This is a genomic window from Clostridium sp. AM34-9AC, from assembly GCF_003480225.1.
Lineage (GTDB): Bacteria > Bacillota > Clostridia > Lachnospirales > Lachnospiraceae > Acetatifactor > Acetatifactor acetigignens.
In genome coordinates this window covers 26,338-53,128 of record NZ_QUIU01000010.1, presented here as the reverse complement: position 1 = coordinate 53,128, position 26,791 = coordinate 26,338, and the positions used below count along the sequence as shown (strand labels likewise).

General features: G+C 40.6%; 29 protein-coding genes and 2 pseudogenes. 30 read left to right on the top strand and 1 reads right to left on the bottom strand.

Going from position 1 to position 26,791, the window contains the following annotated elements:
• The first annotated feature begins 45 nt into the window (after window positions 1–45).
• The 16 genes and pseudogenes from DW835_RS07685 (at window position 46) to tnpA (ending at window position 14,629) form a co-directional block, all read left to right on the top strand.
• Complete coding sequence (locus tag DW835_RS07685; protein ID WP_118730931.1) at window positions 46–1,404, top strand: trypsin-like peptidase domain-containing protein; 1,359 nt, start codon at window positions 46–48, stop codon at window positions 1,402–1,404.
• A gap of 26 nt (window positions 1,405–1,430) precedes the next feature.
• Window positions 1,431–2,378 carry an HD domain-containing protein gene (locus tag DW835_RS07680; RefSeq protein ID WP_117466792.1) on the top strand — a complete coding sequence of 316 codons (948 nt, stop codon included), beginning with the start codon at window positions 1,431–1,433 and terminating at the stop codon, window positions 2,376–2,378.
• 42 nt (window positions 2,379–2,420) lie between these two features.
• Complete coding sequence (locus DW835_RS07675; protein ID WP_118730930.1) at window positions 2,421–3,587, top strand: FprA family A-type flavoprotein; 1,167 nt, start codon at window positions 2,421–2,423, stop codon at window positions 3,585–3,587.
• A 114-nt stretch (window positions 3,588–3,701) separates the two neighbouring features.
• Window positions 3,702–5,474, top strand: a complete 1,773-nt coding sequence (gene rlmD / locus DW835_RS07670) for a 23S rRNA (uracil(1939)-C(5))-methyltransferase RlmD (protein WP_118730929.1) — start codon at window positions 3,702–3,704, stop codon at window positions 5,472–5,474.
• A gap of 17 nt (window positions 5,475–5,491) precedes the next feature.
• The gene (locus tag DW835_RS17950; protein WP_182430274.1) at window positions 5,492–5,635 is read left to right on the top strand and encodes a hypothetical protein; all 144 of its coding nucleotides are present in this window, start codon (window positions 5,492–5,494) and stop codon (window positions 5,633–5,635) included.
• Window positions 5,628–5,810 carry a hypothetical protein gene (locus DW835_RS07665; RefSeq protein WP_118668382.1) on the top strand — a complete coding sequence of 61 codons (183 nt, stop codon included), beginning with the start codon at window positions 5,628–5,630 and terminating at the stop codon, window positions 5,808–5,810. The genes DW835_RS17950 and DW835_RS07665 overlap by 8 nt, the downstream gene beginning before the upstream one ends.
• Window positions 5,811–5,820: 10 nt before the next feature.
• Entirely contained in the window at window positions 5,821–6,120 is a 300-nt protein-coding gene (locus tag DW835_RS07660; protein ID WP_118668381.1) for a hypothetical protein, read from the top strand.
• A gap of 22 nt (window positions 6,121–6,142) precedes the next feature.
• Window positions 6,143–6,781 (top strand): hypothetical protein, encoded by a 639-nt coding sequence (locus tag DW835_RS07655; protein ID WP_147353713.1) that lies wholly within the window; start codon window positions 6,143–6,145, stop codon window positions 6,779–6,781.
• A gap of 20 nt (window positions 6,782–6,801) precedes the next feature.
• On the top strand, window positions 6,802–7,023 hold the full coding sequence (locus DW835_RS07650; protein ID WP_243037089.1) for a transcriptional regulator: 222 nt from the start codon (window positions 6,802–6,804) through the stop codon (window positions 7,021–7,023).
• 369 nt (window positions 7,024–7,392) lie between these two features.
• On the top strand, window positions 7,393–7,749 hold the full coding sequence (gene mobC / locus DW835_RS07645; protein WP_118668380.1) for a plasmid mobilization relaxosome protein MobC: 357 nt from the start codon (window positions 7,393–7,395) through the stop codon (window positions 7,747–7,749).
• Window positions 7,750–8,598: 849 nt separating this feature from the next.
• Window positions 8,599–8,964 (top strand): helix-turn-helix domain-containing protein, encoded by a 366-nt coding sequence (locus DW835_RS07635; RefSeq protein WP_118668378.1) that lies wholly within the window; start codon window positions 8,599–8,601, stop codon window positions 8,962–8,964.
• Window positions 8,965–9,106: 142 nt separating this feature from the next.
• On the top strand, window positions 9,107–10,120 hold the full coding sequence (locus DW835_RS07630; RefSeq protein WP_118668377.1) for an ORF6N domain-containing protein: 1,014 nt from the start codon (window positions 9,107–9,109) through the stop codon (window positions 10,118–10,120).
• A 49-nt stretch (window positions 10,121–10,169) separates the two neighbouring features.
• Window positions 10,170–10,463, top strand: a complete 294-nt coding sequence (locus DW835_RS07625; protein ID WP_347559361.1) for a recombinase family protein — start codon at window positions 10,170–10,172, stop codon at window positions 10,461–10,463.
• Window positions 10,464–10,800: 337 nt separating this feature from the next.
• Window positions 10,801–11,172 (top strand): BlaI/MecI/CopY family transcriptional regulator, encoded by a 372-nt coding sequence (locus DW835_RS07615; protein WP_118668375.1) that lies wholly within the window; start codon window positions 10,801–10,803, stop codon window positions 11,170–11,172.
• On the top strand, window positions 11,169–13,748 hold the full coding sequence (locus tag DW835_RS07610; protein WP_118668374.1) for a M56 family metallopeptidase: 2,580 nt from the start codon (window positions 11,169–11,171) through the stop codon (window positions 13,746–13,748). Before DW835_RS07615 ends, DW835_RS07610 begins: the two co-directional genes overlap by 4 nt.
• 418 nt (window positions 13,749–14,166) lie before the next feature.
• Window positions 14,167–14,629, top strand: a pseudogene (gene tnpA, locus DW835_RS07600) (IS200/IS605 family transposase).
• Between the two features lie 133 nt (window positions 14,630–14,762).
• Here tnpA and DW835_RS07595 read toward each other — a convergent pair.
• Window positions 14,763–15,014 (bottom strand): annotated as a pseudogene (locus DW835_RS07595) (hypothetical protein); the annotation flags it as partial.
• A gap of 11 nt (window positions 15,015–15,025) precedes the next feature.
• Here DW835_RS07595 and DW835_RS18705 point away from each other — a divergent pair.
• The 14 genes from DW835_RS18705 to DW835_RS07525 all read left to right on the top strand — a co-directional run bounded on the left by DW835_RS18705 (window position 15,026) and on the right by DW835_RS07525 (window position 26,786).
• A complete protein-coding gene (locus DW835_RS18705; protein ID WP_347559360.1) occupies window positions 15,026–15,634 on the top strand; it encodes a hypothetical protein in 609 nt (202 codons plus the stop codon).
• Between the two features lie 287 nt (window positions 15,635–15,921).
• A complete protein-coding gene (locus DW835_RS07580) occupies window positions 15,922–16,611 on the top strand; it encodes a response regulator transcription factor (protein ID WP_118668373.1) in 690 nt (229 codons plus the stop codon).
• Window positions 16,587–17,852 carry a HAMP domain-containing sensor histidine kinase gene (locus tag DW835_RS07575; protein WP_118668372.1) on the top strand — a complete coding sequence of 422 codons (1,266 nt, stop codon included), beginning with the start codon at window positions 16,587–16,589 and terminating at the stop codon, window positions 17,850–17,852. The genes DW835_RS07580 and DW835_RS07575 overlap by 25 nt, the downstream gene beginning before the upstream one ends.
• Before the next feature lie 113 nt (window positions 17,853–17,965).
• Window positions 17,966–18,640 (top strand): ABC transporter ATP-binding protein, encoded by a 675-nt coding sequence (locus DW835_RS07570; RefSeq protein WP_117915037.1) that lies wholly within the window; start codon window positions 17,966–17,968, stop codon window positions 18,638–18,640.
• On the top strand, window positions 18,637–21,066 hold the full coding sequence (locus tag DW835_RS07565) for an ABC transporter permease (protein WP_118668371.1): 2,430 nt from the start codon (window positions 18,637–18,639) through the stop codon (window positions 21,064–21,066). Before DW835_RS07570 ends, DW835_RS07565 begins: the two co-directional genes overlap by 4 nt.
• A gap of 211 nt (window positions 21,067–21,277) precedes the next feature.
• Complete coding sequence (locus tag DW835_RS07560) at window positions 21,278–22,315, top strand: helix-turn-helix transcriptional regulator (protein ID WP_118501534.1); 1,038 nt, start codon at window positions 21,278–21,280, stop codon at window positions 22,313–22,315.
• Window positions 22,316–22,566: 251 nt separating this feature from the next.
• Window positions 22,567–22,845 (top strand): helix-turn-helix domain-containing protein, encoded by a 279-nt coding sequence (locus DW835_RS07555; protein ID WP_117466830.1) that lies wholly within the window; start codon window positions 22,567–22,569, stop codon window positions 22,843–22,845.
• 82 nt (window positions 22,846–22,927) lie between these two features.
• The gene (locus DW835_RS18700) at window positions 22,928–23,305 is read left to right on the top strand and encodes an ORF6N domain-containing protein (RefSeq protein ID WP_243028693.1); all 378 of its coding nucleotides are present in this window, start codon (window positions 22,928–22,930) and stop codon (window positions 23,303–23,305) included.
• Window positions 23,247–23,696 (top strand): hypothetical protein, encoded by a 450-nt coding sequence (locus DW835_RS18695; protein WP_347559359.1) that lies wholly within the window; start codon window positions 23,247–23,249, stop codon window positions 23,694–23,696. Before DW835_RS18700 ends, DW835_RS18695 begins: the two co-directional genes overlap by 59 nt.
• Window positions 23,697–23,853: 157 nt before the next feature.
• Complete coding sequence (locus tag DW835_RS07545; RefSeq protein ID WP_118668370.1) at window positions 23,854–24,771, top strand: YafY family protein; 918 nt, start codon at window positions 23,854–23,856, stop codon at window positions 24,769–24,771.
• Window positions 24,768–25,187: a VOC family protein gene (locus DW835_RS07540; protein ID WP_117466766.1), complete on the top strand. Its 420-nt coding sequence runs from the start codon at window positions 24,768–24,770 to the stop codon at window positions 25,185–25,187. Before DW835_RS07545 ends, DW835_RS07540 begins: the two co-directional genes overlap by 4 nt.
• A gap of 5 nt (window positions 25,188–25,192) precedes the next feature.
• Window positions 25,193–25,879, top strand: a complete 687-nt coding sequence (locus DW835_RS07535) for a GyrI-like domain-containing protein (protein WP_118668369.1) — start codon at window positions 25,193–25,195, stop codon at window positions 25,877–25,879.
• Window positions 25,880–25,898: 19 nt separating this feature from the next.
• A complete protein-coding gene (locus DW835_RS07530) occupies window positions 25,899–26,225 on the top strand; it encodes a TfoX/Sxy family protein (RefSeq protein ID WP_118668442.1) in 327 nt (108 codons plus the stop codon).
• Between the two features lie 198 nt (window positions 26,226–26,423).
• Window positions 26,424–26,786 carry a helix-turn-helix domain-containing protein gene (locus tag DW835_RS07525; protein ID WP_118668368.1) on the top strand — a complete coding sequence of 121 codons (363 nt, stop codon included), beginning with the start codon at window positions 26,424–26,426 and terminating at the stop codon, window positions 26,784–26,786.
• The last annotated feature ends 5 nt before the right edge of the window (window positions 26,787–26,791 follow it).

Below are 26,791 nucleotides of genomic sequence, written 5' to 3'. Positions count from 1 at the left end.
TAAGGAAAAGCCGAAGTATCTGTAGGCAACAGAGGAGGCATATTTATGGCGGATTCCCAAGAAAATAAGCAGAAGGAACAAAATGACGTTTCTGAGAAAAAATTTATGATAGAAAAAATCAAGGAACGTCCGGTAAATAAGAAAAAGCTGTTGCGCAGGACTTTGATCACGGCTTCCATGGCGGTGATCTTCGGTCTGGTAGCATGTTTCACATTTCTGGTATTGGAACCGGTGATCAGTAACTGGTTGTACCCGGAGGAGGAACCACAGGTGGTGGTATTCCCCGAAGATCAGGATGAGATGTCTCCGGAACAGATGCTGACAGAGAATATGCAGCAGGAGAATCAGAACAATCAGTCCTCTTCTGTTTCCGGTGAAGTTATGGAACAGGAGCAGATCCGGGAACTGTTATCCGGAATCATATTGGACCTGGATAATTATAAGCAGATTTACAACGCTCTTGCCCAGTATGTGGCAGAGATGAACCGTTCTATGGTTACTGTGACAGGAGTGTCATCCGGTGTGGACTGGTTCAACAATGTAAACGAGAGCAAAAACCAGTCATCCGGTGTGATCATAGCGCAAAATGGCAAGCAATTACTGATTTTAACCGATTATTCTCCGGTAAAACAAGCAGATGACATTATTGTCACATTCAACGAGGGCACACAGGCAGATGCATCTTTGAAGGAAAAAGATGAGACTACAGGTCTGGCGGTGATTGCCGTAGAACTGGATACTCTGAATGAAGATTTTCTGAAGAATGATATTACGATCGCTACTTTTGGATCTTCTAATATCAAAGATATTGCCGGACTTCCGGTGGTGGCTCTGGGGCGTCCCATGGGTACGAACGGCTCACTGGGATATGGCATCATTACTTCTTCCGCCAGTGAGTCGGCGGCATCGGATACCACTTATCGGATTCTGCAGACGAATATTGTAGGCAGTCAGAATGCAGGCGGCGTATTATTCAATCTTCAGGGACAGGTCATTGGTATCATTACCAATGGCAAATCTGCCACAGATATGAAAAATATGGTATGTGCTTACGGTATTACGGAATTGAAGCGTCATATCGAGAAAATGTCGAATGGAGAAAAATTCGCCTATCTGGGTCTTAAGGGTGTGGATGTCACAGAGGAAGCCAACAGCGAACTTGGGGTTCCTTACGGAGCTTATATTACAGAGGTAGAAATGGACTCTCCTGCAATGCTGGCGGGAATCCAGCAGGGAGATGTCATCACAGGATTCGGTGAACGCGTGATCATCAGCTTTGACGAGTATACGAACTCTCTGCTCAGTATGAAACCGGGAGATAGTGTAGAACTGACGATTATGCGGCAGTCACAGCAGGAATATAAAGAGATGAAATTCGACATCACATTAACGGTGTTGAAATAGATTGACAGAAAGGTTTGGACAACAATATGAAATTCATTAAAGAGTTAAAAGAAGGCGACAGAGTATTTGATATTTATCTGTGCAAACATAAACAGGAGGCTGTTACCAAGAACGGTAAACCCTATGAAAGTGTGATTTTACAGGATAAGACCGGAACTATCGATGCAAAGGTATGGGAGCCGAATAATCCGGGCATCGGTGATTATGATGATCTGGATTACATAGAGGTATACGGTGATGTGACGAATTTCCAGGGGCAGCTACAGATCAGCGTGAAGCGTATCCGTGTCTGTCGTGAGGGAGAATACAATCCTTCCGATTATCTGCCGGTGAGCTCCAAAGGCATCGACACTATGTACAATGAATTAAAGACTCTGATCGGAAGTATTAAGAATACCTATCTACATCAGCTGTTGCAGGATTTGTTTATTGACGATGCTGATTTTGCGAAGAAATTCTGCAACTCTTCTGCAGCCAAGACAGTGCATCATGGTTTCGTGGGCGGATTGCTGGAGCATACCTTGGGAGTTACCAAGCTGTGTGACTACTACTGCTCTGCTTATCCTATTTTACAGAGAGATCTGCTTCTGACGGCGGCTATGTGCCATGATATCGGAAAGGTAAAAGAGATTTCCGCTTTTCCGGTAAACGATTATACAGATGACGGACAGTTATTGGGACATATCGTGATGGGTGCACAGATGGTTGGGGAACGTGCCGCTAAGATCGACGGATTCCCTCACAATCTGCTGGCAGAATTACAGCATTGTATTCTGGCTCATCACGGCAAACTGGAATACGGCTCCCCCAAGGTGCCTGCACTGATCGAGGCAGTAGCTCTGAATTATGCGGATGATACGGATGCCAAAATGGAGACCTTTAAGGAAATTTTGGAAAATAACAGTGAAAACAGTGGCTGGCTTGGTTACAACAGATTGTTTGAATCCAATCTGCGTGCTACCAAAATGGAGTAAATGACAATTCTTCTATGAACAGACAGGAAAGTGAGGAAGCATATGGAAATCAGTGCATGTGTAAAATATGTAGGTGTAAACGATCATCAGGTAGATCTGTTTGAGGGACAGTATAAGGTTCCAAACGGAATGTCTTACAACTCCTATGTGATCCTGGATGATAAAATCGCCGTTATGGACACAGTGGATGGATTTTTTACGGAAGAATGGCTGAACAATGTAGAACAGGTTCTTGACGGGAAAATGCCCGATTATCTTGTTATACAGCATATGGAACCGGATCATTCCGCCAGTATTCCGGCTTTTCTGAAAAAATATCCCAAAGCCACAGTAGTATCCACAGCTAAGGGATTCCAGTTCATGGAACAGTTTTTCCCGGAGTTTTTCGCCGTGCAGGGATTACCTGCGGAACAACACATCGTTGCGGCGAATGATGGTGTCCTGGAGCTTGGACAGCACAGCCTGCATTTTGTCTATGCTCCCATGGTGCATTGGCCGGAGGTTATGATGACTTATGAAGCAACCGAGAAAATACTGTTTGCGGCAGATGGTTTCGGTAAATTCGGTGCTTTGGACGTAGAGGAAGAATGGGCGAATGAAGCCCGCCGCTACTATATCGGTATTGTCGGAAAATATGGTCCCCAGGTACAGGCGGTTCTGAAAAAAGCGGTAGGACTGGATATTCAGACCATCTGCTCTCTTCACGGTCCGGTACTTAAGGAGAATCTGGGATTCTATCTGGAAAAATATGATAAGTGGTCTTCCTATCAGCCGGAAGAATCCGGAGTGGTAATTGCTTATGCTTCTGTCTATGGCAATACCAGAAATGCTGCGGAGTATCTGGCGGATGTTTTACAGGAAAAAGGACAGAAAACAGTACTGTATGACCTGGCAAGATGCGATAAAGCAAAAGCTGTTGCCGATGCTTTCCGTTATGACAGACTGGTGCTGGCGGGGATTACTTATAATGGAGACCTCTTCCCCTGCATGCGCAGTTTTATCGAAGGTCTGACCGAGCGTAATTACCAGAATCGTAAGGTGGCAATCATTGAGAACGGCACCTGGGCACCCATGGCAGGCAAGTTGATTCTGGGAATGTTTGAAAAGAGTAAAAATCTGACATTTACGGAGACAAAAGTAAGCATCAAGTCGGCTATGAATGCGCAGAACAAAGAAGAAATCGGGAAGCTGGCAGAGGAGCTTTCCTGAGAAAGTTTTTCACACGTAAATTTGTGCCTGCACAGTGTACCAAAGTACGAGGGACTGATGTAAGCAATACTGGAAGTACGCATTTGTAGGCTACGGAAAGGCATAAGGATATTTATGGAATATAAAAAAAATGATCGTGTAACGGTAACCATAGAGGATATGGGAAGTGACGGAGAAGGGATCGGTAAAGTAGACGGTTTTACCCTCTTTATCAAAGATGCCGTTATCGGCGATCAGGTGGAAGCCAAGATCATAAAAAGTAAAAAGCACTATGCTTATGCCAGATTAGAGAAGGTGTTACAGCCTTCTCCTTTTCGTGTGGAACCGAAATGTGCATACCACAGACAGTGCGGCGGCTGTCAGCTGCAGGCACTCTCCTACTCCGAGCAGCTGCATTTCAAGGAACAGAAGATCCGCAATCATCTGATCCGGATTGGTGGGTTTGATGCGGAATACATTGATGAACGCATGCAGCCTATTGTAGGCATGGAGGAACCCTTCCACTATCGTAATAAAGCGCAGTACCCCATAGGAACTGATAGAGACGGTAATGTCATCACCGGTTTCTATGCCGGACGCACCCATACCATCATTGCCAATACAGACTGCGCTCTCGGTGCTTCCGAAAATCAGCAGATCCTCGAAACCATACTCTCCTATATGCATAAAAATAAAGTAACCGCCTATGATGAAGTCACCGGTAAAGGACTGGTGCGTCATGTATTGATCCGAAAGGGCTTTACCAGTGGACAGTTAATGGTATGTCTGGTCATTAATAAGAAAATGACAAAAATGTCATATATTTCCACAGGCGTACAGAAGAATACCAACGAGTTTTTGCCCAATCAGGGAGAATTACTGGCTGCACTGGCAGAAATACAAGGTATGACAAGTGTGTCAGTCAGCATCAATACCGAGAAAACCAATGTAATCATGGGTACCGAGATCCATAACCTCTGGGGTGAGAGCACCATTGAGGATACGATCCACGTAAGAGACATGCAGAAAGAAAATTACCCTTATACCGGGGATGCATTAACCTTCAAGATCTCTCCTCTCTCCTTCTATCAGGTAAATCCCGTACAGACCGAGAAGCTTTACAGCCTGGCGTTGGAATATGCGGGACTGACTGGAAAAGAGACTGTTTGGGATCTCTACTGTGGTATCGGAACCATCTCTCTCTTCCTGGCGGGCAAAGCCAAAAAGGTGTGTGGCGTGGAGATCATCCCCCAGGCCATCGACGATGCCAGAGAGAATGCGAAGAGAAACCATATTGAAAATGCCGAATTTTTTGTAGGTAAGGCGGAGGAAGTCCTGCCGGAGTTCTACGAAAAGGCAATGAAAGAGGTATCTTCCGACGAAATGCTCCACCCGGATGTCATCGTCGTGGATCCGCCAAGAAAAGGCTGTGACGATGCCTGCTTAAACACCATGCTCCGCATGCAGCCCGAACGCATCGTATACGTCAGCTGCGACTCCGCCACCCTCGCCAGAGACCTGAAGATCCTCTGCGATGGAGGCTATGAGATCCGAAAAGTCCGTGGTGTGGACCAGTTCGGCATGACGGTGCATGTGGAGACGGTATGCTTATTGTCCAAACTTCATGAAGCGAAGCATCATGTGAATGTGAGACTGGATATGGATGAACTGGATTTGACATCTGCGGAGAGTAAGGCAACCTATGAGGAAATCAAAGCATACGTGGCTGAGCATAATGATGGAATGAAAGTTTCAAATCTGTATATTGCACAGGTTAAGGCTAAGTATGGGATTATAGAGCGAGAAAATTATAACAAGCCTAAGTCAGATGATTCCAGACAGCCTAAGTGTCCAAAGGAGAAGGAAGAGGCAATAGTAGAAGCGTTGAAAGCTTTTAAGATGATTTAGTTTAGGAGTATGACGATATGAGGGTTTTATTAGGAACAACAAATCCATCAAAGGTAAAAAGATTTTCGGATTTGTTAAAAGGGTATGATATTGAATTTATTACTTTAAGAGATATCGAAGTTATAGAAGAACCTAAGGAACGGATTATTCTATATGATTGATAAAGCTTCATCAAAAAGATTTGAAGGATGGCCTCTTGATTCATTATCAATCAATAAAGAAAACGGCAAATATTTTGTTGATGGAAGTATTGAAGAAAGCAAAGAAAATATCATAAAAGATCAATATCAAAAGAGTGTCGTAGATTTTTTGATTAAGTCTTTACATATAGCATAGTATAGGAGAAATGAGACAACTGGAGTTTCCTGAGAATATTCAGGCAATTGTCGGCGGAAAAGAATATTCGCTAGATAATGCTGTCTTAAAAATCTGGCCGGAAAGTGAAGAAACAAAAGGAGCACTTTGCGTTGAAATGGAAGGTGTTGGTTTGTTTACAATAGCTAATTATAGAAAATGTGTGGCAACAGGTATATATGTTGTTTCTGATGTGTATTCAGAGAATGATTGGAAACTTGGATGGGAAGGCAATGATATTAAAAGAGCTGTTGGTGCTGTTATTGATATGATAATTGAGTCTATAAGATAGATTGGAGTGTGGTAAGATAGTCGTGAAGTTTGAAAATGTTTATTTTATTAATGGGACAGCATATGCTGGAAAATCCACAATGGTAAAACTTCTGGCAGAAAAATATGACGGAATCGCCTGCGAAGAAAATTATCAGGATAGACTTTTAGAAAATTTGGATACCAAGGAGTTTCCTAATCTTACTTACACAAGAGATTTACAGGATTGGGGTGAATTTGTCAGAAGAACTCCAGATGAATATGAGGCGTGGGTAAATGGAGTTACGAAAGAATGTACTGTCTTAGAAATTGAAATTTTAAAGGATTTAGTTTCCAGAACAAAGAAAAAAATATTTGTAGATACTAATATTTCGGTTGAAATTTTACATGAAATTTCAGATGAAAATCATGTTTTGATTATGTTAGCAGATCCGAATATTTCTGTGCAGAGATTTTTTGAAAGACCAGATAAGGAAAAACAGTTTTTATATCAGTTGTTATTGAAAGAAGATAATCCAGAGGATGCTATGATAAATTTCAGAGAATGTCTGAAAAGAGTTAATTCACAGGAAAGATATATGATGTTTCAAAAATCTGGATTTAATGTAATAACAAGAGACGAAAACCGTAGTATTGATGAGACATTTGCTTTGGCAGAAAGTATGTTTGGATTAAATCGATAAAGTCGATACAATGTCTGAGAATGTTAATGCGGAGCAAGGTGTTAGTGCGCATTGACAGACTTTTGGTAAAGCCGGTTCCGGTGGCGGTGAAAATGATGCCGGATGCTGAGATGGAACCGCTATATGATGGTGCGAAAAAAATGATTCTGGTTGATGATGTGGATAATCGGCAGTTTCTGTGTGAATTGGTTGAGAGCATGTGGGAAGAATTGCCGAAGAAGAAAGAGAAAAATTGCACGTAAGACTTGACAAAATCGAACAAATATTCTATATTAATAGCGGAGATTTTATACCCAAAAGCAGAAAATACAAATGTACAAATGGAGCTCAAACCCTTGTGGTTTGGGCTTTTTCTAATTTTGTAGAAAATCTGAGAACAACTATTTCTAAAAAGTCAATTATCATTTTGTAATGGAAAATGGACAGAATTATTCACAAAACTGTTTGTGCAATATTAACAAATTTTTGAGCGTATATAATCTTGTAAAAGTGGCAGCATGGCAATCGAGTAACATCGGTTGCTTTTTTGTTGCCTATTTTTAGAAAGTCATTAAATGCCCTGATAGAGTGATTTCTAAAAAACAAAGTAAAAAGAGTGGAGGAAATGCAAAGTGAAAGAGTATTCAAAAGGTATTTATGTGAAATTTAAACCGGAGGAGGTGGAAATACTGCATGATCGGATGAAGGAAGCCGGAGTTCAAAATATGAGTGCGTATATCAGGAAGATGGCGATAAACGGGTATGTAATAATCCCTGAATGGCCTGATTTGAACCGGGTAATATCTTTACATGCAAGGATTAGTAATAATCTCAATCAGTATGCTAAGAAAGCAAATGAAACGGGGAAGCTGTATGAAGAGGATATTGCAGAAATAAAAATGATGAATAATGAGCAAACAGAACTTCTGAAAAAGGCACTTGAAGCAGTTATTCATCTATATGAGGAAGATTCAAAAAAGAGAAAGTGAATTGATAAAAAGCGTTAGCGTGGCTCTGCGGTTTATCAGCAGTTCGAGGGGATTGGGGCATTCCCCAACAAGCAAAAATGCGCCGGGTATATACCGGTGCACTGCTTGCCCAATTTGTGAAATAGTATTTGGAGAATGATTTGGGAAAGCCGGTGTTCAAATTGAGAAAGCGTTGCATATTTACAAAATGTAAAGAAGGAAGGATTGAGGTTATGGAGAATTGTTTACTTTTTTCAGATTACCAAAATGCTTGGTGAATAATGTGTACTTTGCGGAGTTATCAGCAGATGCAAAGCTATTATATGCATTCTTTTTAGACCGTGTTTCCCTGTCAATAAAAAATGGATGGATTGATGACAAAGGAAGGGTGTTTATCTATTATTCGGTAAAAAGAGTTTGCAAGGATTTGAATTGTGGCACTCAAAAAGCCTGCAAACTATTGGATGAGCTGGAGAAGGCGGGAGTACTTGAACGAAAGAGGCAAGGACCGGGTAAGCCTAACAAGTTGTATCTTAAAAAAGTATTTTGAGGGATATTCACACAGGTAAAAATCAAAAAAGAAGAGGAGTGAAAATCACATCTAGGAATTTTGATTTATGCACCCACAGAGTTTTGATTCTTACGTATTTAGAACTGTAGAAATCAAAGCCTAATAAAACTAATAATATCTTCTCATGAAAAGAATTAAACAGCTGTATGTTGAATTTTATAAACCGAAGAATATAGTAAAATTCAGAAATACAAAAATCTCTATTGAAAGAAAAGCTGTCGCATGATATTATAACCGTAAAGACGGATATTAAAATCGCAAAATACGGATGCACATGAAATGTTGGTGGAGGAAAAATCATGATTATCAGTGAAAGAATTTTTTATGTGATGGAGCAGAAGAACATAACGCAGTTGGAACTCTCAAGAAGAACTGGAATTGCAACGAGTAACATCAGTGACTGGAAAAAGAAAAAGACAAATCCAAAAGCGGATTGTTTGCTTTCAATATGTGATGCATTAGATATTACTCCTGAACAGCTTTTAACGGGGAAGGGAATTGACCCGGAATATAAAGATGCAGATATGGATTATGAAGTCACTAGGGCGGATATTAAGATTTTAAAACAGATACATAGTCTAGGTGATGAGCAGTATAAACGACTGATGGCGTATATAAAGGCCTTGCAGAAGTTGGAACAGATGGAGAGTATTGTGGAGGATTGATTAATCTCAAGTTGCGTTAACGTTCAAGGTGAATTAACTGCACCTTGAATCAAAAATCCATGAAGTCACAATTTGTGACTTCATGAAATGGAATTGAAAAATCAATCTGACGGAACTAATAACCGGTTTGGTAGGAGGAAAAATGGAAGATACAAAGGAATTGATTACTACAGATGATATTCGTAGTAAAGTGTATATAATTCGCGGACAGCAGGTAATGCTGGATAAAGATTTAGCAGAAATCTATGGATATGAAGTCAAACGATTAAATGAGCAGGTGAAGCGGAACATTAGTAGATTTCCAGAGGATTTCATGTTTCAACTAAATAGAGAAGAAATACCGGAGGGATTTTCAAAGTCGCAATTTGCGACTTTGAACGAAAAGAGTAATAGACAGGGATCCAATATTAAAAAGATGCCTTTTGCGTTTACAGAGCAAGGAATCTATATGCTTGCTACAGTACTTCGCGGAGAATTAGCAGAGCAGCAAAGCATTTTTATTATGCGTACCTTTAGAGAAATGCGACATTATATTAAACAGAACCAGCAATTTGTAACAAGATCTGAAATGGAGTTACTATCATCTAAAGTTACTGAAATATCAGTGCAGACAACTGGGTTAATAGATAAACAGAAACAAACAGACCAAAAGGTTAATTTGATTCAAAAGAATGTTGAACAGCTAAGTGAGAATTTTATTTCGGAAAAAGATGTCAAGAATTTTGTGATTTATAAAGGTCAGAAGTTAGAAGCCGACATTGCTTACATAGAAATCTATCAGCAAGCAAAGAAATCAATCTATGTTGTGGATGATTATATGAATGCAAAATCATTACAACACCTTTCACAGAAAGCAGATGGCGTGGAAGTTGTTTTATTCACAGAGAATGGAAAAGGTGGGAGAGGATTTCTTACGAACTCTTTAGTGACGGATTTTCAAAATGAATATCCAACGATTCGGATTAAGCCGAATCCTGATTGTCACGACAGGTTAATTATACTTGATTATGGGGAAAAGACAGAACTGGTTTATCATTGTGGAGCATCCAGTAAGGATGCAGGGAAGAAACTTTGTGCCATCAATCAGATTACAGAAACCGCAATTATTCATCCGGTAATAGATAGATTACTCACGTTGCCAGATAAACAGATATAACTTGCGGCCGATTTTTCGACTGCAAGATTGATGTTATGAGGTGAAAAGAATGTCTAAAGAGAAGATAAAAGTGTATCTCTACACTCGTGTCTCAACAGCTATGCAGATAGATGGTTATTCACTGGAAGCACAGAAAACCAAAATGAAAGCATATTGTGACTATAATGAATATGAAATAGCCGGCGAGTATGAAGACGCAGGAAAATCCGGTAAATCCATTGAAGGAAGAATTGCTTTTAATCAGATGATGGACGATATCAAATCAGGAAAAGATCGTCAAGGAGTCTTGAAGGTATATCTAAAAGAATCAAAGAAACAAAAGTGCAAATTGATAATATCCTAAAGCTATTGAATGATGCGGCTGAATACAGAAGCAGTGAATCAAACATAAAACTGCAGTGGATCATGATGATCGTAACTATTCTGTCTTTGTTCGTTGCATTGTACAGTATTAAAAATGGTGATGTTATAAATGAGATCAAAAATTTAATTGAGTGGATAAAAACACTGATCTCGTAATGAAATCTACTGTTCAATAATACATTGATGCTTACAATTGCCCGTGGGAGAAATTCTGCGGGCAATTTTTTGTATCTTTTCTATGAACTCTATTGATTTTGATTGTCTAATGTGGTAGACTGCTCATGAAGTCTAACCGTGTAGACAAGGAGGCTATGAATATGGAAATTCCGAAGATCCACGAAAGTGAATATCGTTTTTGTTTGATTATGTGGGAGCATGAGCCGGTTACTGCTGTCGAGCTTGTAAAACTGTGCCAGGACCAACTCGGATGGAAAAGGACTACGACTTATACCGTTATCAAGCGTCTTGGAGAGCGTGGTGTGCTGAAGAACGACAATGGCACTGTTACTTCTCTCGTTTCCAAAGATGATGCCCAGGCGTGTGAGATCGACGAACTGGTTGAGAAGAAATTCGAAGGTTCTCTGCCTGCCTTTATCGCTGCTTTTACAAAGCATCAGGTTATGTCCGAAGATGAACTCGATGAAGTGCAGCGTATGATTGACTGCATCAGGAAAGGAGGTTCACAATGAGCGAACTCTTTTTGAAAATCATCAACATGAGCATATCGGCAAGCTGGCTTATCCTGGCTGTGCTGATACTCAGGCTTGTTTTGAAGAAAGCTCCCAAGTGGGTCAATGTTCTGCTTTGGGGTATCGTGGCTGTCAGACTGATCTGCCCGTTTTCTTTTGAGAGCGCATTGAGCCTAATTCCGAGTGCTGAAACATTTCCTGAGAAAGTAATCTCCGGGCCAAGTTTTGATATTCAGACCGGTATTAGCCCCGTTGATAACCGGATAAATGACTATCTTGGAGATAGATATTTTGAAGGTGTTACGGTACCTGCAAACAATGGTAATAACATTATGACTATCCTTACCATTGTTTGGATTATTGGTATTCTGCTTTTAGTCGCCTATACTATTATCAGCTATCGACGTCTGCATCGAGAAATTGATACTGCTGTTCACTACAAGGACAACATTTTCCAGAGCGAGAATGTAAGCTCTCCGTTTGTGCTTGGTATTATCAATCCGAGAATCTATCTTCCGTTCAGCATGAACGAACAGGATCTGGAACACGTTGTTGCCCATGAGCAGGCGCACATTCGTCGTAAAGACCATTGGTGGAAACCCCTGGGGTTTCTCTTGCTGACGATCTATTGGTTCAATCCTCTGATGTGGCTGGCTTATGTTCTGTTGTGCCGTGACATTGAGCTTGCCTGTGATGAAAAAGTCATCAAGGAACTTGGCAACGAGCAGAGAGCCGATTACACTCAGGCACTTGTGGTCTGCAGCGTCAACCGTCGCATGATTGCGGCCTGCCCACTCGCCTTTGGTGAAGTTGGTGTTAAAGATCGTGTGAAGTCTGTGATGAATTATAAGAAACCTGCGTTCTGGATTATTATTCTGGCAGTCATTGCCTGTGTGATCGTTGCGGTCTGTTTTTTGACCAACCCGATGGGATTCCAATTCGATGAAGCAACACACACCATCGTTTCCGCAAATTATTTTGATATGCGAAATGCGGATGACACGGTTGCTATTGAAATGAATCCCGCACAGATTAGTGAGTTGAGTTCTCGACTGGCCAGGGTCAAGAACACGAAGAAGAGCGATGAATATGGTGGATTCACACCGGGATATCAAATCAGTGCACTCCTGAAGGATGGCACATATATCCGGATAAACGGTTATTCTTTCTCCAACAATGGTATGGTGGATATAGAGTGGAACGGAGAACGGTATGTTGTATCCGACGGAGAGTTCCAAGATTATTTGAGTAGAATCTGTGTGGGAGGAGATGTCGCAGTTGCTGAACCTGTACCGTCTGTTACAAAATGGTTTGACTATCTTGAAACACCAGATGAGATGCAGTGGGGTGGTCGCCATGAGATTAATCTTCCAGAGTTCCCGGATGTGACTTTCCGTTGGACTTATGGAGAAATGATGGCTGTTACGGGTAACGAAATCACTTCGTTGTATACCGGGATGCCCATCTGGAACGACTATTTCTGCGACCTCACCGGCGACGGCTTGCCTGAGTTGTGTTCTACAATCAGTTGGGGAGCTGGCATGGTTGATAACCGTGTCACCATCTATGACTATGCAAACGGAGCAAGATATGAACTGTCTGACCGAGGATATTTCGATTTTACCCTCAGATTTAATGAAGCTGACGGATACCTCTATGTAGATAAAAAGAAATATAATACTGATGAACTGGTAGAAACTGGTCGATTGGTTTTCAAGAATAATTGTATTCAGATTGAAGGTTTTTCCAACGAAGCGCATCAGGTTTTCCAAGCTGAAATTCTGGAAGATCATAATGGTTATTATCTTGTGAAGCCTGTTGAAGGTAGCTGGGAACTGAATAGTGCAGACCGAATTGAAGTACCTATCAGAAATGCTCATCCATCACCAGAACCTGAAATCGGAGATGTGATTGAAATTGAATACTCTGGTGAAATCCTTGAAACTTATCCTGCACGAATTGCGGATGTTTATGGAATCAAGGTTATAAAGGAAACCGAAACATGGGACTTAATCCCTATGGTTATGGTGAACGGGACACTGTATCTTGATACTGGCCATGAAAGCAAAATAGAAGCAAGATGTGGTGTTATGGATGGAGAAATCACATCCCAGGTTGATGGAAATAAGCAGCCCAGCGTTGACGATCAATCCAATTTTGGTACAGGATATGGTTATCAATACGGGGCAACTGAGGGAACCATTGAACTCTTTATGAATGGCAAGTGGTGGATCTTCGCTACCGAAGAAGCACGACAGAAAATCCAGTTCCCGTCCATAGAGGATGAACTTTCTAAGTTTTATCTGACCATTGGCTCTGAAGGTGTTAAGAGCATCAAGCTTTCAATGCCAAATTCCAGTGGCGGCTTTGAAAATGCAGATGGTTCTCTGCTCAAGAAAGGCGAACGCATCTGGCTCGAAAACCTCGATGGCTACACTGATCTGCGAGGATTAACAATAACTGCCCTGGGTGAAAACGGAGAAATCATCTGGACAGCATCAATTCCAGATGAAGAAGAAAACAAAGGATTTACCCATCTGGTAAATGATGATTGGGAAATCACAAATATCGAATAATTAGTTCCCAGCAAATAAACCGCTGCAATTCTCATTCCAAAGTGGGATGGATGTTGTAGCGGTTTTTCTTTTTATGGTTCAAATGCCACCATTGTATCCTTTGGTAGTTTCTCATTTTCACAGTTCAGAAGATAGGCTACGGCCTTGTTCGCAAAGCGGTTGGTTTTTATCGTATCCCAATCGGCAAGATGGATGATCTCTGCTGTGCTGCTTTCAAAATCAAATGAAATCTTACCCCATTCGCCGTCGCAGTCTGCCTGGTATTCGTAGATTGCGGCGGCGATTTTCTTGTAAGGTAATCCTTAAAAAAACCACCTGCTATGCAGGTGGACAACAATCGCTTTAGCTTACAGTAAAAACCTCCAATGATATAATAGTGTTGGTTCGCCAACCGCACTAATCAAAGGAGGTATCCAAAGTGGATGTAAATAGTTTATCACACAGTAAATGGAATTGTAAGTACCATATTGTGTTTGCGCCAAAGTTCCGAAGAAAAGTAGCATATGGAGCGTTACGTCAGGACATAGCAAATATTTTGAGCATGCTGTGTAAAAGAAAAGGAGTCAATATAGTGGAAGCAGAGATATGTCCGGATCATGTGCATATGCTTGTAGAGATTCCGCCAAACATCAGTGTAGCAAGTTTTGTAGGTTAGCTAAAAGGAAAAAGTACACTGATGATATTTGAAAGGCATGCAAACCTGAAGTATAAGTATGGCAATCGGCATTTTTGGTTATTATGTAGATACTGTAGGAAAAAATGCGAAAAAGATCCAAGAGTATATCCAGAACCAATTAAAAGAGGATTTGGAATACGACCAAATGACACTAAAAGAGTATATTGACCCGTTTACGGGTGAGCCAGTAAAACAAAGCAAATAAGATGAGCCCTTTAGGGCTCTGCAGAGAAATGATGTTGCGGCTGGCGAGCTTTCAACGGGTCTTTAGACCCAGTGCCGGTAACAGCCCCTTATAGGGGCAGAACAAACCACCGGCTCAGCCGGTGGTTATGATTTTTTCGTCTGGTTTTGGATTTCTGTTTTAGCCGGACTGCATGGATTGCGCCCTCGGCAACCAACAATTCCGTCAGCTTGTCCACTGCTTTTCGGTAGGCTCGTTCTGCACCGCTGGCTGTACTGCCCTCAAACATAACCGCCAGTTCCTCAAAGGTGGGACGCTCTTTCCATGAACCGACACGCCCACAGGTCATGCAGATTGCCAGACGCTTCTCAAGCAGGGTCTGTTCCCGATAGTTCAGCTTCTCAAATCAACAAATTTGTGGCAAAGGACATCTCCGCTATGGTCAACAATCCACGATTTGTAGAAGCAATTCAGGCGAAAATCGGAACAGCAGTTGATACAGAAGATATGGAAAAGCAGATTGCTGTCCTACAAGGGCGGCTAAAGCAAGCCTTTGGAACGAAAAGCCACTTGGAGCGGCAGATGGATACCTTGGACATCAACGATGTCCGCTATGACAGAAAGATTTTGGACTTGCAGCGCCGCTATGATGAGCAGTATGATATCATAGAGGAAATCAAAGTTCAGATTGGCGAATTGCAAAGTCAGATCCGCAGCATCCAGCAGGAGAAGATTTCCGGTGACAATATCTATCGCTTGTTGCTGGCATTTGATGAAGTCTACCATTCCGCAACGGAAGCGGAGCAGAAGGAGTTTATGAAGGCCTTTATCGAGCGAATTGAGATGTTCCCGGAGAAAAGGAAAGACGGAAGCTGGATAAAGAAGATCGTATTCAATTTTCCTGTGCCTGTTGATGGTGAGGAAGTGAAAGAACTTCCCTTGGAAACTGAAACAACAGTCGAGACGGTTGTTCTTTTGTCTCAACTGAAACAAAAGCCGGATGATTATATTAATGTCAACAATTGAACTTGATGATGTGGATATAACATCTGCAGAGACTAAGGCATCTCACAGGTAAAGAGAAAATGCGGAATTGAGGTTGCAAAGAATTTGCGCGTTGCAACGAGGAGAATGGACTGCTTGCAGGGCAATTCGACGACTGCCGCGACAGACTTGGAACTTGTTCCAAGTCCTAATTTACCTAAAAATGAAGATAGCAGGCAACCGCGGTGTCCAGAAGATAAAGAGAGTGCAATTGTGGAGGCATTGAAGCATTTTAAGCTGAATAGTTAATAAAGACAGGTGCAGATGCTATGCCAGGTATACTCGTGGTTGAAGATGATGAAAATTTAAATCGTGGAATTACATTTTCACTGAAAAAATCCGGATATGAGGTTTTTTCAGCAGAATCAGTGAAAAAAGCGAAAAGAATTGCAAGTGATCATAATGTGGATGTTATCATTTGTGATGTGAATCTTCCGGATGGGAATGGACTGGAATTTGTAAGGTGGATGAGATGCAATTATAATACATACATTATTTGTCTTACAGCACTAGATCAGGAGATGGATCAGGTCATGGGATATGAAGCAGGGGCAGATGATTATATTACAAAGCCGTTTAGTCTTTCGGTACTTCTTTTGAAAATAGAAGCACATTTCCGTCGCAGACAGGAGAAAACGGAAGCCGGCAAGATGATTTCGGGAGATATCGTATTTATCGCAGGAGAAATGAAAGTCCTGATAAAGAGTCGTGAAATCAGTCTGACAAAAACGGAGTTGAAAATGCTGACTTTTTTTCTTCAGAATCCGAAACAGATTCTTTCAAAAACACAAATATTGGAAAATGTGTTTGATCTGGAAGGGGATTTTGTGGATGAAAATACAATCGCTGTTAATGTCAGAAGACTCCGTGAGAAAATCGAAGACAATCCGGCTGCACCGGTCTATATAAAGAATATAAGAGGTCTTGGGTATATATGGAATCAGGAGGTAAGGCAGTGACAAAGAGATATCGCAAGAAGATCACAGTAGCGCTCTCCTTGGTATTGCCTGTCATAGTATTGTTTGCAATATTAAATTGCTTTACCACATATGTGTTTTATGAAGATTATAAATATAAAATGAATCTTATGACAGAGATTGCTGCAAAGGAAGAATTTTCCGGGCTGGATGCTGTTTCGGAATTGCTTAAGGATAAGGATATTGAAACCAACGAACAAGGAAGGCAATTATTGGAGCAATATGGATACTGGGGTAATAAAGGGAATGCATTTTATTTGCAATTCCGGCATCAGATTATGGTGACCGGTGCTGTAAGCACTGTGATATGTGTGCTTTTATTGACTTTTTTACTTTATTGGAAGAAAAAAGAAGATGCGTGTCATCAGAAAATTTTAGACCAGTTGGAAGAAATTCTGATCAGATTCCGTGAAAATAAATTTGATGATTTACTGAAAACGGAAAGTCATGCTGAACTGGAAAAATTGAATGACCAGCTTGAAGCAATCGGACATCATATTCAGCTGCTAAAGGAAGAAGCACGGGAAGAAAAAGAGAGCACAAAAGAAATGGTTTCTGATATCTCTCACCAGTTAAAAACACCGGTTGCAGCTTTGGATACATGTTTTAGTGTGCTGATGCAGAATGACTTAAGTGCCACAGAACAGGAGGAGTTTCGTATCCGTTGTCGGAGTGCTCTGGATGGACTGGAGACATTATTGCAGTCGCTTCTTGAAATATCCAAGATGGAAACTGGACTGATTCAGATTAATAAGAAAAAACTTCCGCTTATGGATACTGTCATATCTGCTGTGAACTGTACTTATCCAAAAGCGGATGAGAAAGAAATTGAATTCGTTTTTGACTATGCAAAAGAGCTGGAAACATGCATGGTTATGCAGGATAAAAGATGGCTTGGTGAAGCTGTGATTAACGTTTTAGATAATGCGGTCAAGTACAGTCCGGGTGGTTCAAAAATATTTATCCGATTACAAAAAAGAAACGATCTTGTAAGAATGGAAATTGAGGATCAGGGAATTGGTATTCCGCAGAATGAGTATCACAAAATTTTTCAACGATTTTACAGAGGAAGTTCCAAGGAGGTCATGGAAAAGAGTGGTACAGGAATCGGACTTTTTCTATCGAGAGAAATTATCGAAAAACACGCAGGTACGATTACGGTAACCTCCGGCAAAAAGAAAAAAGGAAGCACGTTTGTGATTCAATTACCATATGTTGGTTAAATTTTAAGTGAGCAGAAATCTTACAATTCTGTAAGAATTCTGCTCGTTTTTTGAAAGTGAAATGAAAGATTGTCCTGATACAATTTGGATGTAGGATGAAAAGGAGGCAACACATGAGTGTGATATTAGAAACCAAGCAGCTTTGTAAGTTTTATGGCGCAGGTGAGAATCAGGTCAAAGCGGTCAATCAGGTGGACATTCAGATTGAGCAGGGAGAATTTGTCGCAATTGTTGGAAAGTCAGGTTCCGGTAAAAGTACATTACTTCATATGCTTGGAGGGCTAGACACCCCGACAAAAGGCAGTGTTACTTTAGCAGGGAAAGATTTATACAGGATGAAGGAAGATGCCCTTGCTGTTTTCCGCAGAAGAAAAATCGGATTTGTTTTTCAGGCATTTAATCTGGTTTCATCTGTTAATGTCTGGGAAAATATTGTACTGCCACTGGGGCTGGATGGAAGAAAAGTGGATGAAGTGTATGTAAATGATATTATTGCAACTCTGGGGATTGAAAACCGGATTTATAATCTGCCAAATCAGTTATCCGGAGGACAGCAGCAGAGAGTAGCAATTGCAAGAGCACTGGTGAATCGTCCGGAAATTATATTTGCAGATGAGCCGACAGGCAATCTTGATTCTAAGACCAGTGATGAGGTAATCGCTCTGCTTAAGATGACAGCAAAAAAATATGGACAGACAATTGTAATGATTACCCATGATGACGAAATTGCACAGGTCGCTGACCGTATTCTGGTGATTGAGGACGGACAGGTGGTGGATTTCAGATGAAGACAATAAGCAGGATTGCATATAGCAATGACAAAAGGAACAGGACAAGAAGTATACTGATCATGATGGCAATCTGTCTGACCACGATGCTGCTTGTTACCATCAGTACTGTGGGAAATGGGGTAATTCATTTACAGAAAAGTCAGGCGGCAGGCTCATATGGAAGCAACTACGGCCTGTTTATCGCCGCAGATGGTACGCAATTAAAAGAAGTGGAACGCAGAGCTGAGATATCTGATATCGGCATCATGTGTACGGAGGGCATCCTGAAAGGAAATGAAAATGGCGGCTTTGTCAGTGCGGATGAAACGGTCAGGAAAATGCTTCCCCATAATCAGGAATATGTGTTGAAGGAAGGTACCTATCCGGAAAAGGCGCAGGAAATTGCCGCAGGAAGAGCATTTTTTAGTGAAATGGGATACCATGATGTAAAGGTCGGAGACACCGTAACATTGGAGTACCGTTCCGGCATGCAGTCGGAATACGCACCGGTGGAATTTACTGTCAGCGGGATTTTATATGACCGGGATGAATATACCATCGAGGCTTCCTATGTTGTATTCGGTTCGCAGGATTTTTATAATGAGCGTGTTGCGGAGGGTGACAGGCAATATAATATCTATTTTACCTTGAGCGATTCTGCAAATGTATCTATGAATAATGTTGCGCCTGTTATAAAAGAAATCGCGGATTCCTGCGGCATTGACCAGAAAAACGTGATCATCAATGACCTCTACCTGCAGTGGGTATTGCAGCCGAGCTATGAAATGATTGTGGTTTGTGGAACCCTGATCCTCGGAATCGTGCTGTTTTCCGTTGTGGTCATTTATAATATCTTCCAGGTCGGAATCGCCCAGAAGGTTCAGGAGTACGGAAAAATCAAGGCGCTGGGTGCAACCAGAAAGCAGATGAAGCAGTTGATCTTTCGTGAGGGCATTCTTCTGGCGGTTCCTTCGATACCGCTGGGTCTGCTGTTTGGTTTCCTGATTGCAAAAGTCAGCTTCAACTGGCTGGTGGAGCAGGGAAATCTGGTATCGTCCGGAATCAAGAACCATCAGGTGCCTCTGTTTTCCCTGCCTGTTATGCTTCTCTGTATTTTCGTATCATTTCTTACCGTTGCTTTGGCACTGCGTAAACCAATGAAAATTGTTTCACGGATTTCACCTATCGAAGCAACACGGTATTTAGAAAATGCAGAAACACAAAAAAAAGGAAAACGAAATGGCAGAAAAAATGTCACCGTGTTTTCTATGGCAATGGCAAATGTAACGGGTAATCCCAAAAGAACTATTGGTACTATCCTCACAATGGGTTTTTCTTGCGTATTGTTTGTGATTATCTCTAATTATGTGGGAAATATTGACACGGAGCATGAAGCACGTCTTTCCGTTAATCATGGACAATTTGAACTGCAGCTTGACTATTCTGCTGAGTATGATGAAAGATATCCGGAGAATAATCTGGATACGATTCTGACGGATGATCCATTGAATGATTCAATGATTGAAGAAATCAAAAGCATTCCAGGAGTGACAGATGTCATGACGAGAGAGATTGTCTCTGTAAATCTGAACGGAACAAGATTTCCGGCTGATATTGTGAGTAAAAATGATTTTGATTTTATGCGCCAAGACGGGGATATTGGCTCTATGGACTATGATCAGGCGGTAAAGAATGGTGAAATTTTCTTTGGCTGGTCGGCGTGGATGGAACAAGATGGATATGCTCCGGGTGAATCTATTGTATTTGACTTTGAGAATGGAAGTGAAACCTATACCTATCAGGGAAAGATTGCAGGATCCTTTGTAAGCGCGGACACTTATCTTGTCATTCCGGAAGGTGTATACCGTTCCATGAATCCGAGGGGAACAGCCTATGGCTATCTGTGGGTGGACTGTGATAAAAAAGATGTTACATCTGTGGAACAGAGTCTGAATACTTTGATTTCTAATACTTTGCATATAAAAATGGATACCTATCATGCACAGTTACAATCTGCAGAATACGCAAGCCGTATGATGAAGCTTGGCTGCTATCTGTTCATGGCAATTGTCGGTCTCATTGGGTTTATGAATCTGGCAAACACCATGATCATCAATATCACCACGAAGAAGCAGGAATACGGTGTGCTGCAAGCGGTAGGCATGACCAATAAGCAGTTGAATCTGAGCTTACAAATACAGGGCTTGATTTTTACGGTTGGCACCATCTGCGTCGCACTTGCTGCCGGTCTGCCCCTTGGCTATGCACTGTTTTCCTATGCGAAGCATAATGGGATTTTTGGAATGAACGTTTATCACGTTCCTCTTATCCCGATTCTTGTTATGATTCTTCTGGTTGGTATTCTACAAATTGTGCTTTCCTGTGTTTTAAGCAGTAATCTGAAAAAGGAAACGCTGGTAGAAAGAATAAGGTATCAGGGATAGCAAGTAATATGTAATGAACTAGGTCTTAACGAAGAGGAGAAATAGATAACTTCCATTTTGTATGTATGATAAATCTAAACAGTATTTTAGCAACATTTCCTACTGGTTAATTAAATTGAATAGAAATTAAACACTGTTCAATTGAGCAATCTATATGAATCTGATATGCTGAGTATACAAAAGCTTTTGAATTTTTTAGGAGATGAAGCAAATGGATATAGGCGTTGTTATAAAAAAATACAGAAAAGAAGCTGGTATGACGCAGGAGGAGATGGCAAACAGATTAGGCGTGACGACACCGGCTGTAAACAAATGGGAGAATAGTAATTCCAAGCCGGATATTGAACTGCTGGCACCAATTGCAAGACTGCTTGATATTTCACTTGATACATTACTTTCTTTTCATGAAAAACTTTCAGATACTGAAATCGAAGAAATTATCAGGAAGATGGACAGGATGTTTTCAGAAGAAGGCTATGAAAAGACTTATGAATGGGCATTGAGACTTATAAAGGAATATCCGAATTGTAATATGCTTATCTGGCAGACTGCGGTAATGCTTGATGCAAGAAGAATAACGGATAAATGCACGAATCAGGAAAAATATGACAAGCAGATTAACGCATGGTATGAGCTGGCACTACATGATGAGAATGAAGAGATACAGCATCATGCAGCAGATTCCTTATTTGGATTTTATTTACGTAAGAAGGATTACACCAAGGCAGAAAAATATCTGGACTATTTTTCAGAATACGATCCTATGAAAAGTTATTATCAGGGAAGATTACTCCAGAAGCAGGGAAAAATCAAAGAAGCATATGAAAAATATGAAAATATTATTTTTTCCGGCTTTAGTACGCTTAATTTTGTTCTTTCCACAATGGCGGGACTGGCATTGCGGGAAAATGATATCGGTTATGCGAGATTTTTGTCAGGGAAGGTACAGGCAGTTGCACATACATTGGAAATGGGAAAATATAATGAGTATTCGCCAATGCTTGATATTGTATGTGCAGGGAAAGATGTAGAGGGAACATATAAGGTGGTAAAACATCTTCTTGATAATGTGGGTACTATGTATGATTTTAGAAAGTCCGGTTTATATAAGCATATGAAGTTCAGAGATATTGATGAAGCTATATTAGATGGTGTAAAAGAAAAACTTCTTGAAGGATTCAGAAAGGAGGAAGAATTCGGCTACATGGCAGGATATGAACCGTGGGAGAAATTAATTTTTGACAGATAAGTTTTTTGAAAACTGTCGTTTGGTAAAATCTATTCCATTTTTAAAAGTCTTGCGATAAAATATGTTCTGTGAGACGGTGTGCCTGTTGACGAGGAAGAAATAGTAAAGAGAATATAGGAATGAGAAGGAATCGAGAGATCGGTTCCTTTTTTATGCTTAGAATTAATTGATGACAAAATCAAATTGACATATAGAAGCTTGATTGATATGATATAGACAAAATGAAAATGGCATATTGGAGGAACATTAAGATGGATAAAGTTATAAATATTGAAGAGGCATTAAAAAGAATTGAGGAGTTGGAAAAAGAGAATGCAAAACTTCGGGAGGAATTGGAGTATTACAGAAATCGTAAGTTAAGCGGTCGTCAGAAACATAACGCCAAGTGGATGGCAATATATAATGATTTTGTTGTTGGGTATGAGAGCGGCATGACAATGGTAGAAATTGCGAAGAGGAACAATGTCAGTGAGAGGACGATCTATAGGTATAAAGCATATTATGACAAACTGAGGGAAAAAGAGGAATAGACCATTTTACTGATGTCAGTAAAATGGCCATATGAGAATTGCGGACGTTTTTTTTTGACCGCAAAATGGATGGAGGAGTTCTATGGCAGAAGATAAAAAGAAAGAAGAAATTGCAGTGATTGATATTACAGAAGAATATTTGAAAGAAAGAATTTATGAAATTCGAGGACAAAGAGTAATCTTAGATGCCGATCTTTCTGAAATATATGGTTATACTACAAAAGCATTTAATCAACAAGTAAAAAATAATATTGAGAAATTTGATGAAGATTTTATGTTTGAACTTACGGATGACGAGGTAGAAAATTTGCGGTCAAATTTTTTGACCGCAAATCTTAACAGTAAGAGCAGATATAATCCTCATGTATTTACAGAGCAAGGATTATACAAATATGACATCTTTGGAAAAAAAGATTTCAGATGTTGCAGAAGGATTGAAGGATGTTGTGACAAAATCTGAGTTAGCTGACATGATGAACAGCTTTGTTTCAGATGATGACGAGAAGTGGCTCATGTTTAATGCAAAGTTCAGTAGTGCGGATGAAGTTTATGAGTCCATTTATAAGCAGGCAAAGTCGTCAATATATGTCGTTGACAATTATATTGGCTTAAGGACGCTGGTACACCTTAAGAATTCTCCGGCTGGAGTAGCTATTATTTTATTCAGTGATAATGTTGGAAATAATAAACTTCATAATATAGAATTTACGGATTTTTGCAAAGAATATCCAGCAGTAAAAATATCAATGAAAAAGACAGGCGGTATATTTCATGATCGATTTATAGTGTTGGATTATGGAACTACTGATGAAAGAGTTTTCTTATGTGGTGCTTCATCAAAGGAACTTTGATTTTACCACACTAGAGGAGATTGAGCCTGCGAACATTAGAAATAAAATCAGACTTTCGCAGGCTTTTTGTTTACAAAGAATTTTTCACAGGTATAATAAACATGACAGATAGTTGTCATGTTGAGTTAGATATGATAGGTATGGAGTATGAGAAACGATGAAAATAGATAGACTTATCGGTATATTGTCAATCTTACTGCAGGAAGAAAAGACAACGGCTCCTGAACTGGCAGAAAGATTTGAGGTATCTCGAAGGACAATAAATCGGGATATTGAAGACCTTTGTAAAGCAGGTATTCCTATAAAAACTGCACAGGGTACCGGTGGTGGTATCAGTATTATGGATGGATATCGTATGGACAGGACGATTTTGAGTTCCAAAGATATGCAGATGATTCTTGCGGGTTTGCGGAGTCTTGACAGTGTGAGCGGAAGCAGGTACTACAGTCAGCTGATGGAGAAAATCCAGACCGGATCATCAGAGTTCATCAGTGGAAGAGACTCTATGCTGATTGACTTATCTTCATGGTATAAGGGTTCTCTTGCTCCAAAGATCGAGGTAATACAGAGTGCAATAGAAAACAGGCGCATCATACGATTTAAGTATTATGCTCCGTCCGGAGAGAGCAACCGAAGGGTAGAACCATATTATCTGGTTTTCCGGTGGTCGAGCTGGTATGTATGGGGGTGGTGTTTAGAACGTAAAGATTACAGGCTGTTCAAACTGAACCGTATGGATTGTGTTGTTGAAACAGACCATGGATTTCTGCGCAGAGAAGTACCAATGCCGGATTTGTCAAATGAGAAGATATTTCCGGGTGGGATAAAGGTAAAAGCTCTTTTCACACCGAATATGAAGTGGCGGCTGGTTGAAGAATTTGGACCGAACTGCTTTACAGAAACGGACGATGGAAGGCTGCTCTTTTCAGCAGACTATACGGATATGGATAATCTTGTGACATGGCTTATGACATTTGGAGCAAAAGTAGAGGTGCTTGAGCCGGAAGAAGTGCGGGACATTATTCGCAGGAATGCAGAGGAAATATTAAAAATCTATGGAGGATTAGGAAAATGAGATTAGACGGTTTGGGGTTGTTTGTTGATGATATGGCAAAGATGATTCGTTTTTACAAGGATGTTCTCGGATTTGAAATTAAGGAAGAAGAGAACACTTCCAATGTTTATCTTGTGAAAGACGGAACACTTTTTTTACTGTATGGACGGAACGATTTTGAGAAGATAACAAACCGACGATATGAGTATATCAAGGGTTTGAATGGTCATTCTGAAATAGCGCTATATGTTGATACTTTTGAAGAGGTGGACGAGGCATACAAGAAGGCTGTGGAAAATGGTGCAACATCTGTGCTTGAACCGGAACTTGAACCTTGGGGACAGAGAACCTGCTATATTGCTGATCCGGAAGGAAATATGATAGAGATTGGTTCCTGGAATAAGCCTTATGAAGAGAAGGACTTAGAGGGGGTGTAAAGGATATGGCTTTTGACTACAAGAAGGAATATAAAGAATTTTATATGCCAAAAGGCACATCGTCTATCGTAACTGTTCCGAAAATGAACTATATAGCGGTAAGGGGAAGCGGCAATCCAAATGATGCAGACGGAGAATACAAGCAGGCTATCGGACTTCTGTATGGAATTGCATTTACGATTAAAATGAGCAAAAAGGAAGATCATCAGATTGATGGATATTTCGATTATGTCGTGCCGCCATTAGAGGGATTCTGGTGGCAGGGTGAGCGGCGTCCAGGGGACGCCATGCTGCGAACCGACCGAGCCGGCAGGCGAGATGGAGTATCCGGAATTGATTATGCTCGTAAGGAAGATTTTAAGTGGATCTCTGTTATTCGACTGCCGGATTTTGTTACCAGGGAAGATTTCGACTGGGCTGTCAGGAAAGCTACGGCAAAGAAAAAGCAGGATTTTTCTAAGGCTGAGTTTTTTTCCTATGAGGAAGGTCTTTGTGTACAGTGTATGCATATCGGAGCGTATGACGATGAGCCTGTTACGGTAGATGCAATGCACAGGTTTATGGAAGAACAGGGATACGCATTGGATATAACGGATCGGAGAATGCACCACGAGATTTATCTGAGCGATGCGAGGAAGGTAGCGCCGGAGAAGCTGAAGACTGTAATCAGGCATCCGATAAAGAGAGCCTAAGGGTATGGAGGAAAATAATATGGCATCAACAAAAGAGTATTTGGATTTTGTTATGGAACAATTATCAGGACTGGATGAACTCAGCAGCAGGGCAATGATGGGCGCATACATCCTTTATTACCGTGGAAGGATTTTTGGTGGAATATATGACGACAGACTTTTGGTGAAGCCGGTCCCGATGGCATTAAGGCTGATGCCAGATGCCGAGATGGAACTGCCTTATAATGGTGCTAAAGAAATGATTTTGGTTGATAATGTAGATGATCGGCAGTTTTTGTGTGAACTGGTTGAGAGTATGTGGGAAGAATTGCCGATGAAAAAATCTAAAAAGAAAAAAGGTATCTGATATTTATTATTGAACTTATAATTTTATCAGTTATAACTTATAAAATGGTAATTTAATGATTGAGATTCAGATATAAAAAAGTTCGAAGAACTTTTGTTTTCGAACTTTTTTATATTTATATTGAATATATGATTACCATGGTATAATATATATTCACAAAAATGAAATTTATAAGAATGAAATACAGGGGGAAATGGAATGACTATCAGTGAAAGAATATTAAAGGTATTAAAAGACAGAAATATGACGCAGGTTGAGTTTGCAAAACAGGTTGGTATTGCGACCAGTACGATCAGCGAATGGAAGAAAAAAAAGACCAATCCTACAGCCGATAAGATTATGGTAATCTGCAATGTATTACAGATTACCCCGGAGCAGCTTCTTACCGGAAAGGGAATTGAAGACGAGGAAGAGATTGTTGCGGCAAGCCCGGAGAGTCGGTTTACACCTTATGACATTCAACTGATTGAAGACTACCATGGCCTTAAAGAAGAGCAGAAGAAGAGACTGATGGCTTATGTGGAGGCTTTGAAGAAAATAGAAAGCTTGGAAAACATGTAGTTGTG

Excerpts from the sequence above, each read along its gene's own strand:
- DW835_RS07685 (WP_118730931.1), top strand. The coding sequence starts at position 46 with ATGGCGGATTCCCAAGAAAATAAGCAGAAGGAACAAAATGACGTTTCT.
- DW835_RS07680 (WP_117466792.1), top strand. The coding sequence starts at position 1,431 with ATGAAATTCATTAAAGAGTTAAAAGAAGGCGACAGAGTATTTGATATT.
- DW835_RS07675 (WP_118730930.1), top strand. The coding sequence starts at position 2,421 with ATGGAAATCAGTGCATGTGTAAAATATGTAGGTGTAAACGATCATCAG.
- rlmD (WP_118730929.1), top strand. The coding sequence starts at position 3,702 with ATGGAATATAAAAAAAATGATCGTGTAACGGTAACCATAGAGGATATG.
- DW835_RS17950 (WP_182430274.1), top strand. The coding sequence starts at position 5,492 with ATGAGGGTTTTATTAGGAACAACAAATCCATCAAAGGTAAAAAGATTT.
- DW835_RS07665 (WP_118668382.1), top strand. The coding sequence starts at position 5,628 with ATGATTGATAAAGCTTCATCAAAAAGATTTGAAGGATGGCCTCTTGAT.
- DW835_RS07660 (WP_118668381.1), top strand. The coding sequence starts at position 5,821 with ATGAGACAACTGGAGTTTCCTGAGAATATTCAGGCAATTGTCGGCGGA.
- DW835_RS07650 (WP_243037089.1), top strand. The coding sequence starts at position 6,802 with ATGTTAATGCGGAGCAAGGTGTTAGTGCGCATTGACAGACTTTTGGTA.
- DW835_RS07635 (WP_118668378.1), top strand. The coding sequence starts at position 8,599 with ATGATTATCAGTGAAAGAATTTTTTATGTGATGGAGCAGAAGAACATA.
- DW835_RS07630 (WP_118668377.1), top strand. The coding sequence starts at position 9,107 with ATGGAAGATACAAAGGAATTGATTACTACAGATGATATTCGTAGTAAA.
- DW835_RS07625 (WP_347559361.1), top strand. The coding sequence starts at position 10,170 with ATGTCTAAAGAGAAGATAAAAGTGTATCTCTACACTCGTGTCTCAACA.
- DW835_RS07615 (WP_118668375.1), top strand. The coding sequence starts at position 10,801 with ATGGAAATTCCGAAGATCCACGAAAGTGAATATCGTTTTTGTTTGATT.
- DW835_RS07610 (WP_118668374.1), top strand. The coding sequence starts at position 11,169 with ATGAGCGAACTCTTTTTGAAAATCATCAACATGAGCATATCGGCAAGC.
- DW835_RS07580 (WP_118668373.1), top strand. The coding sequence starts at position 15,922 with ATGCCAGGTATACTCGTGGTTGAAGATGATGAAAATTTAAATCGTGGA.
- DW835_RS07575 (WP_118668372.1), top strand. The coding sequence starts at position 16,587 with ATGGAATCAGGAGGTAAGGCAGTGACAAAGAGATATCGCAAGAAGATC.
- DW835_RS07570 (WP_117915037.1), top strand. The coding sequence starts at position 17,966 with ATGAGTGTGATATTAGAAACCAAGCAGCTTTGTAAGTTTTATGGCGCA.
- DW835_RS07565 (WP_118668371.1), top strand. The coding sequence starts at position 18,637 with ATGAAGACAATAAGCAGGATTGCATATAGCAATGACAAAAGGAACAGG.
- DW835_RS07560 (WP_118501534.1), top strand. The coding sequence starts at position 21,278 with ATGGATATAGGCGTTGTTATAAAAAAATACAGAAAAGAAGCTGGTATG.
- DW835_RS07555 (WP_117466830.1), top strand. The coding sequence starts at position 22,567 with ATGGATAAAGTTATAAATATTGAAGAGGCATTAAAAAGAATTGAGGAG.
- DW835_RS18700 (WP_243028693.1), top strand. The coding sequence starts at position 22,928 with ATGGCAGAAGATAAAAAGAAAGAAGAAATTGCAGTGATTGATATTACA.
- DW835_RS07545 (WP_118668370.1), top strand. The coding sequence starts at position 23,854 with ATGAAAATAGATAGACTTATCGGTATATTGTCAATCTTACTGCAGGAA.
- DW835_RS07540 (WP_117466766.1), top strand. The coding sequence starts at position 24,768 with ATGAGATTAGACGGTTTGGGGTTGTTTGTTGATGATATGGCAAAGATG.
- DW835_RS07535 (WP_118668369.1), top strand. The coding sequence starts at position 25,193 with ATGGCTTTTGACTACAAGAAGGAATATAAAGAATTTTATATGCCAAAA.
- DW835_RS07530 (WP_118668442.1), top strand. The coding sequence starts at position 25,899 with ATGGCATCAACAAAAGAGTATTTGGATTTTGTTATGGAACAATTATCA.
- DW835_RS07525 (WP_118668368.1), top strand. The coding sequence starts at position 26,424 with ATGACTATCAGTGAAAGAATATTAAAGGTATTAAAAGACAGAAATATG.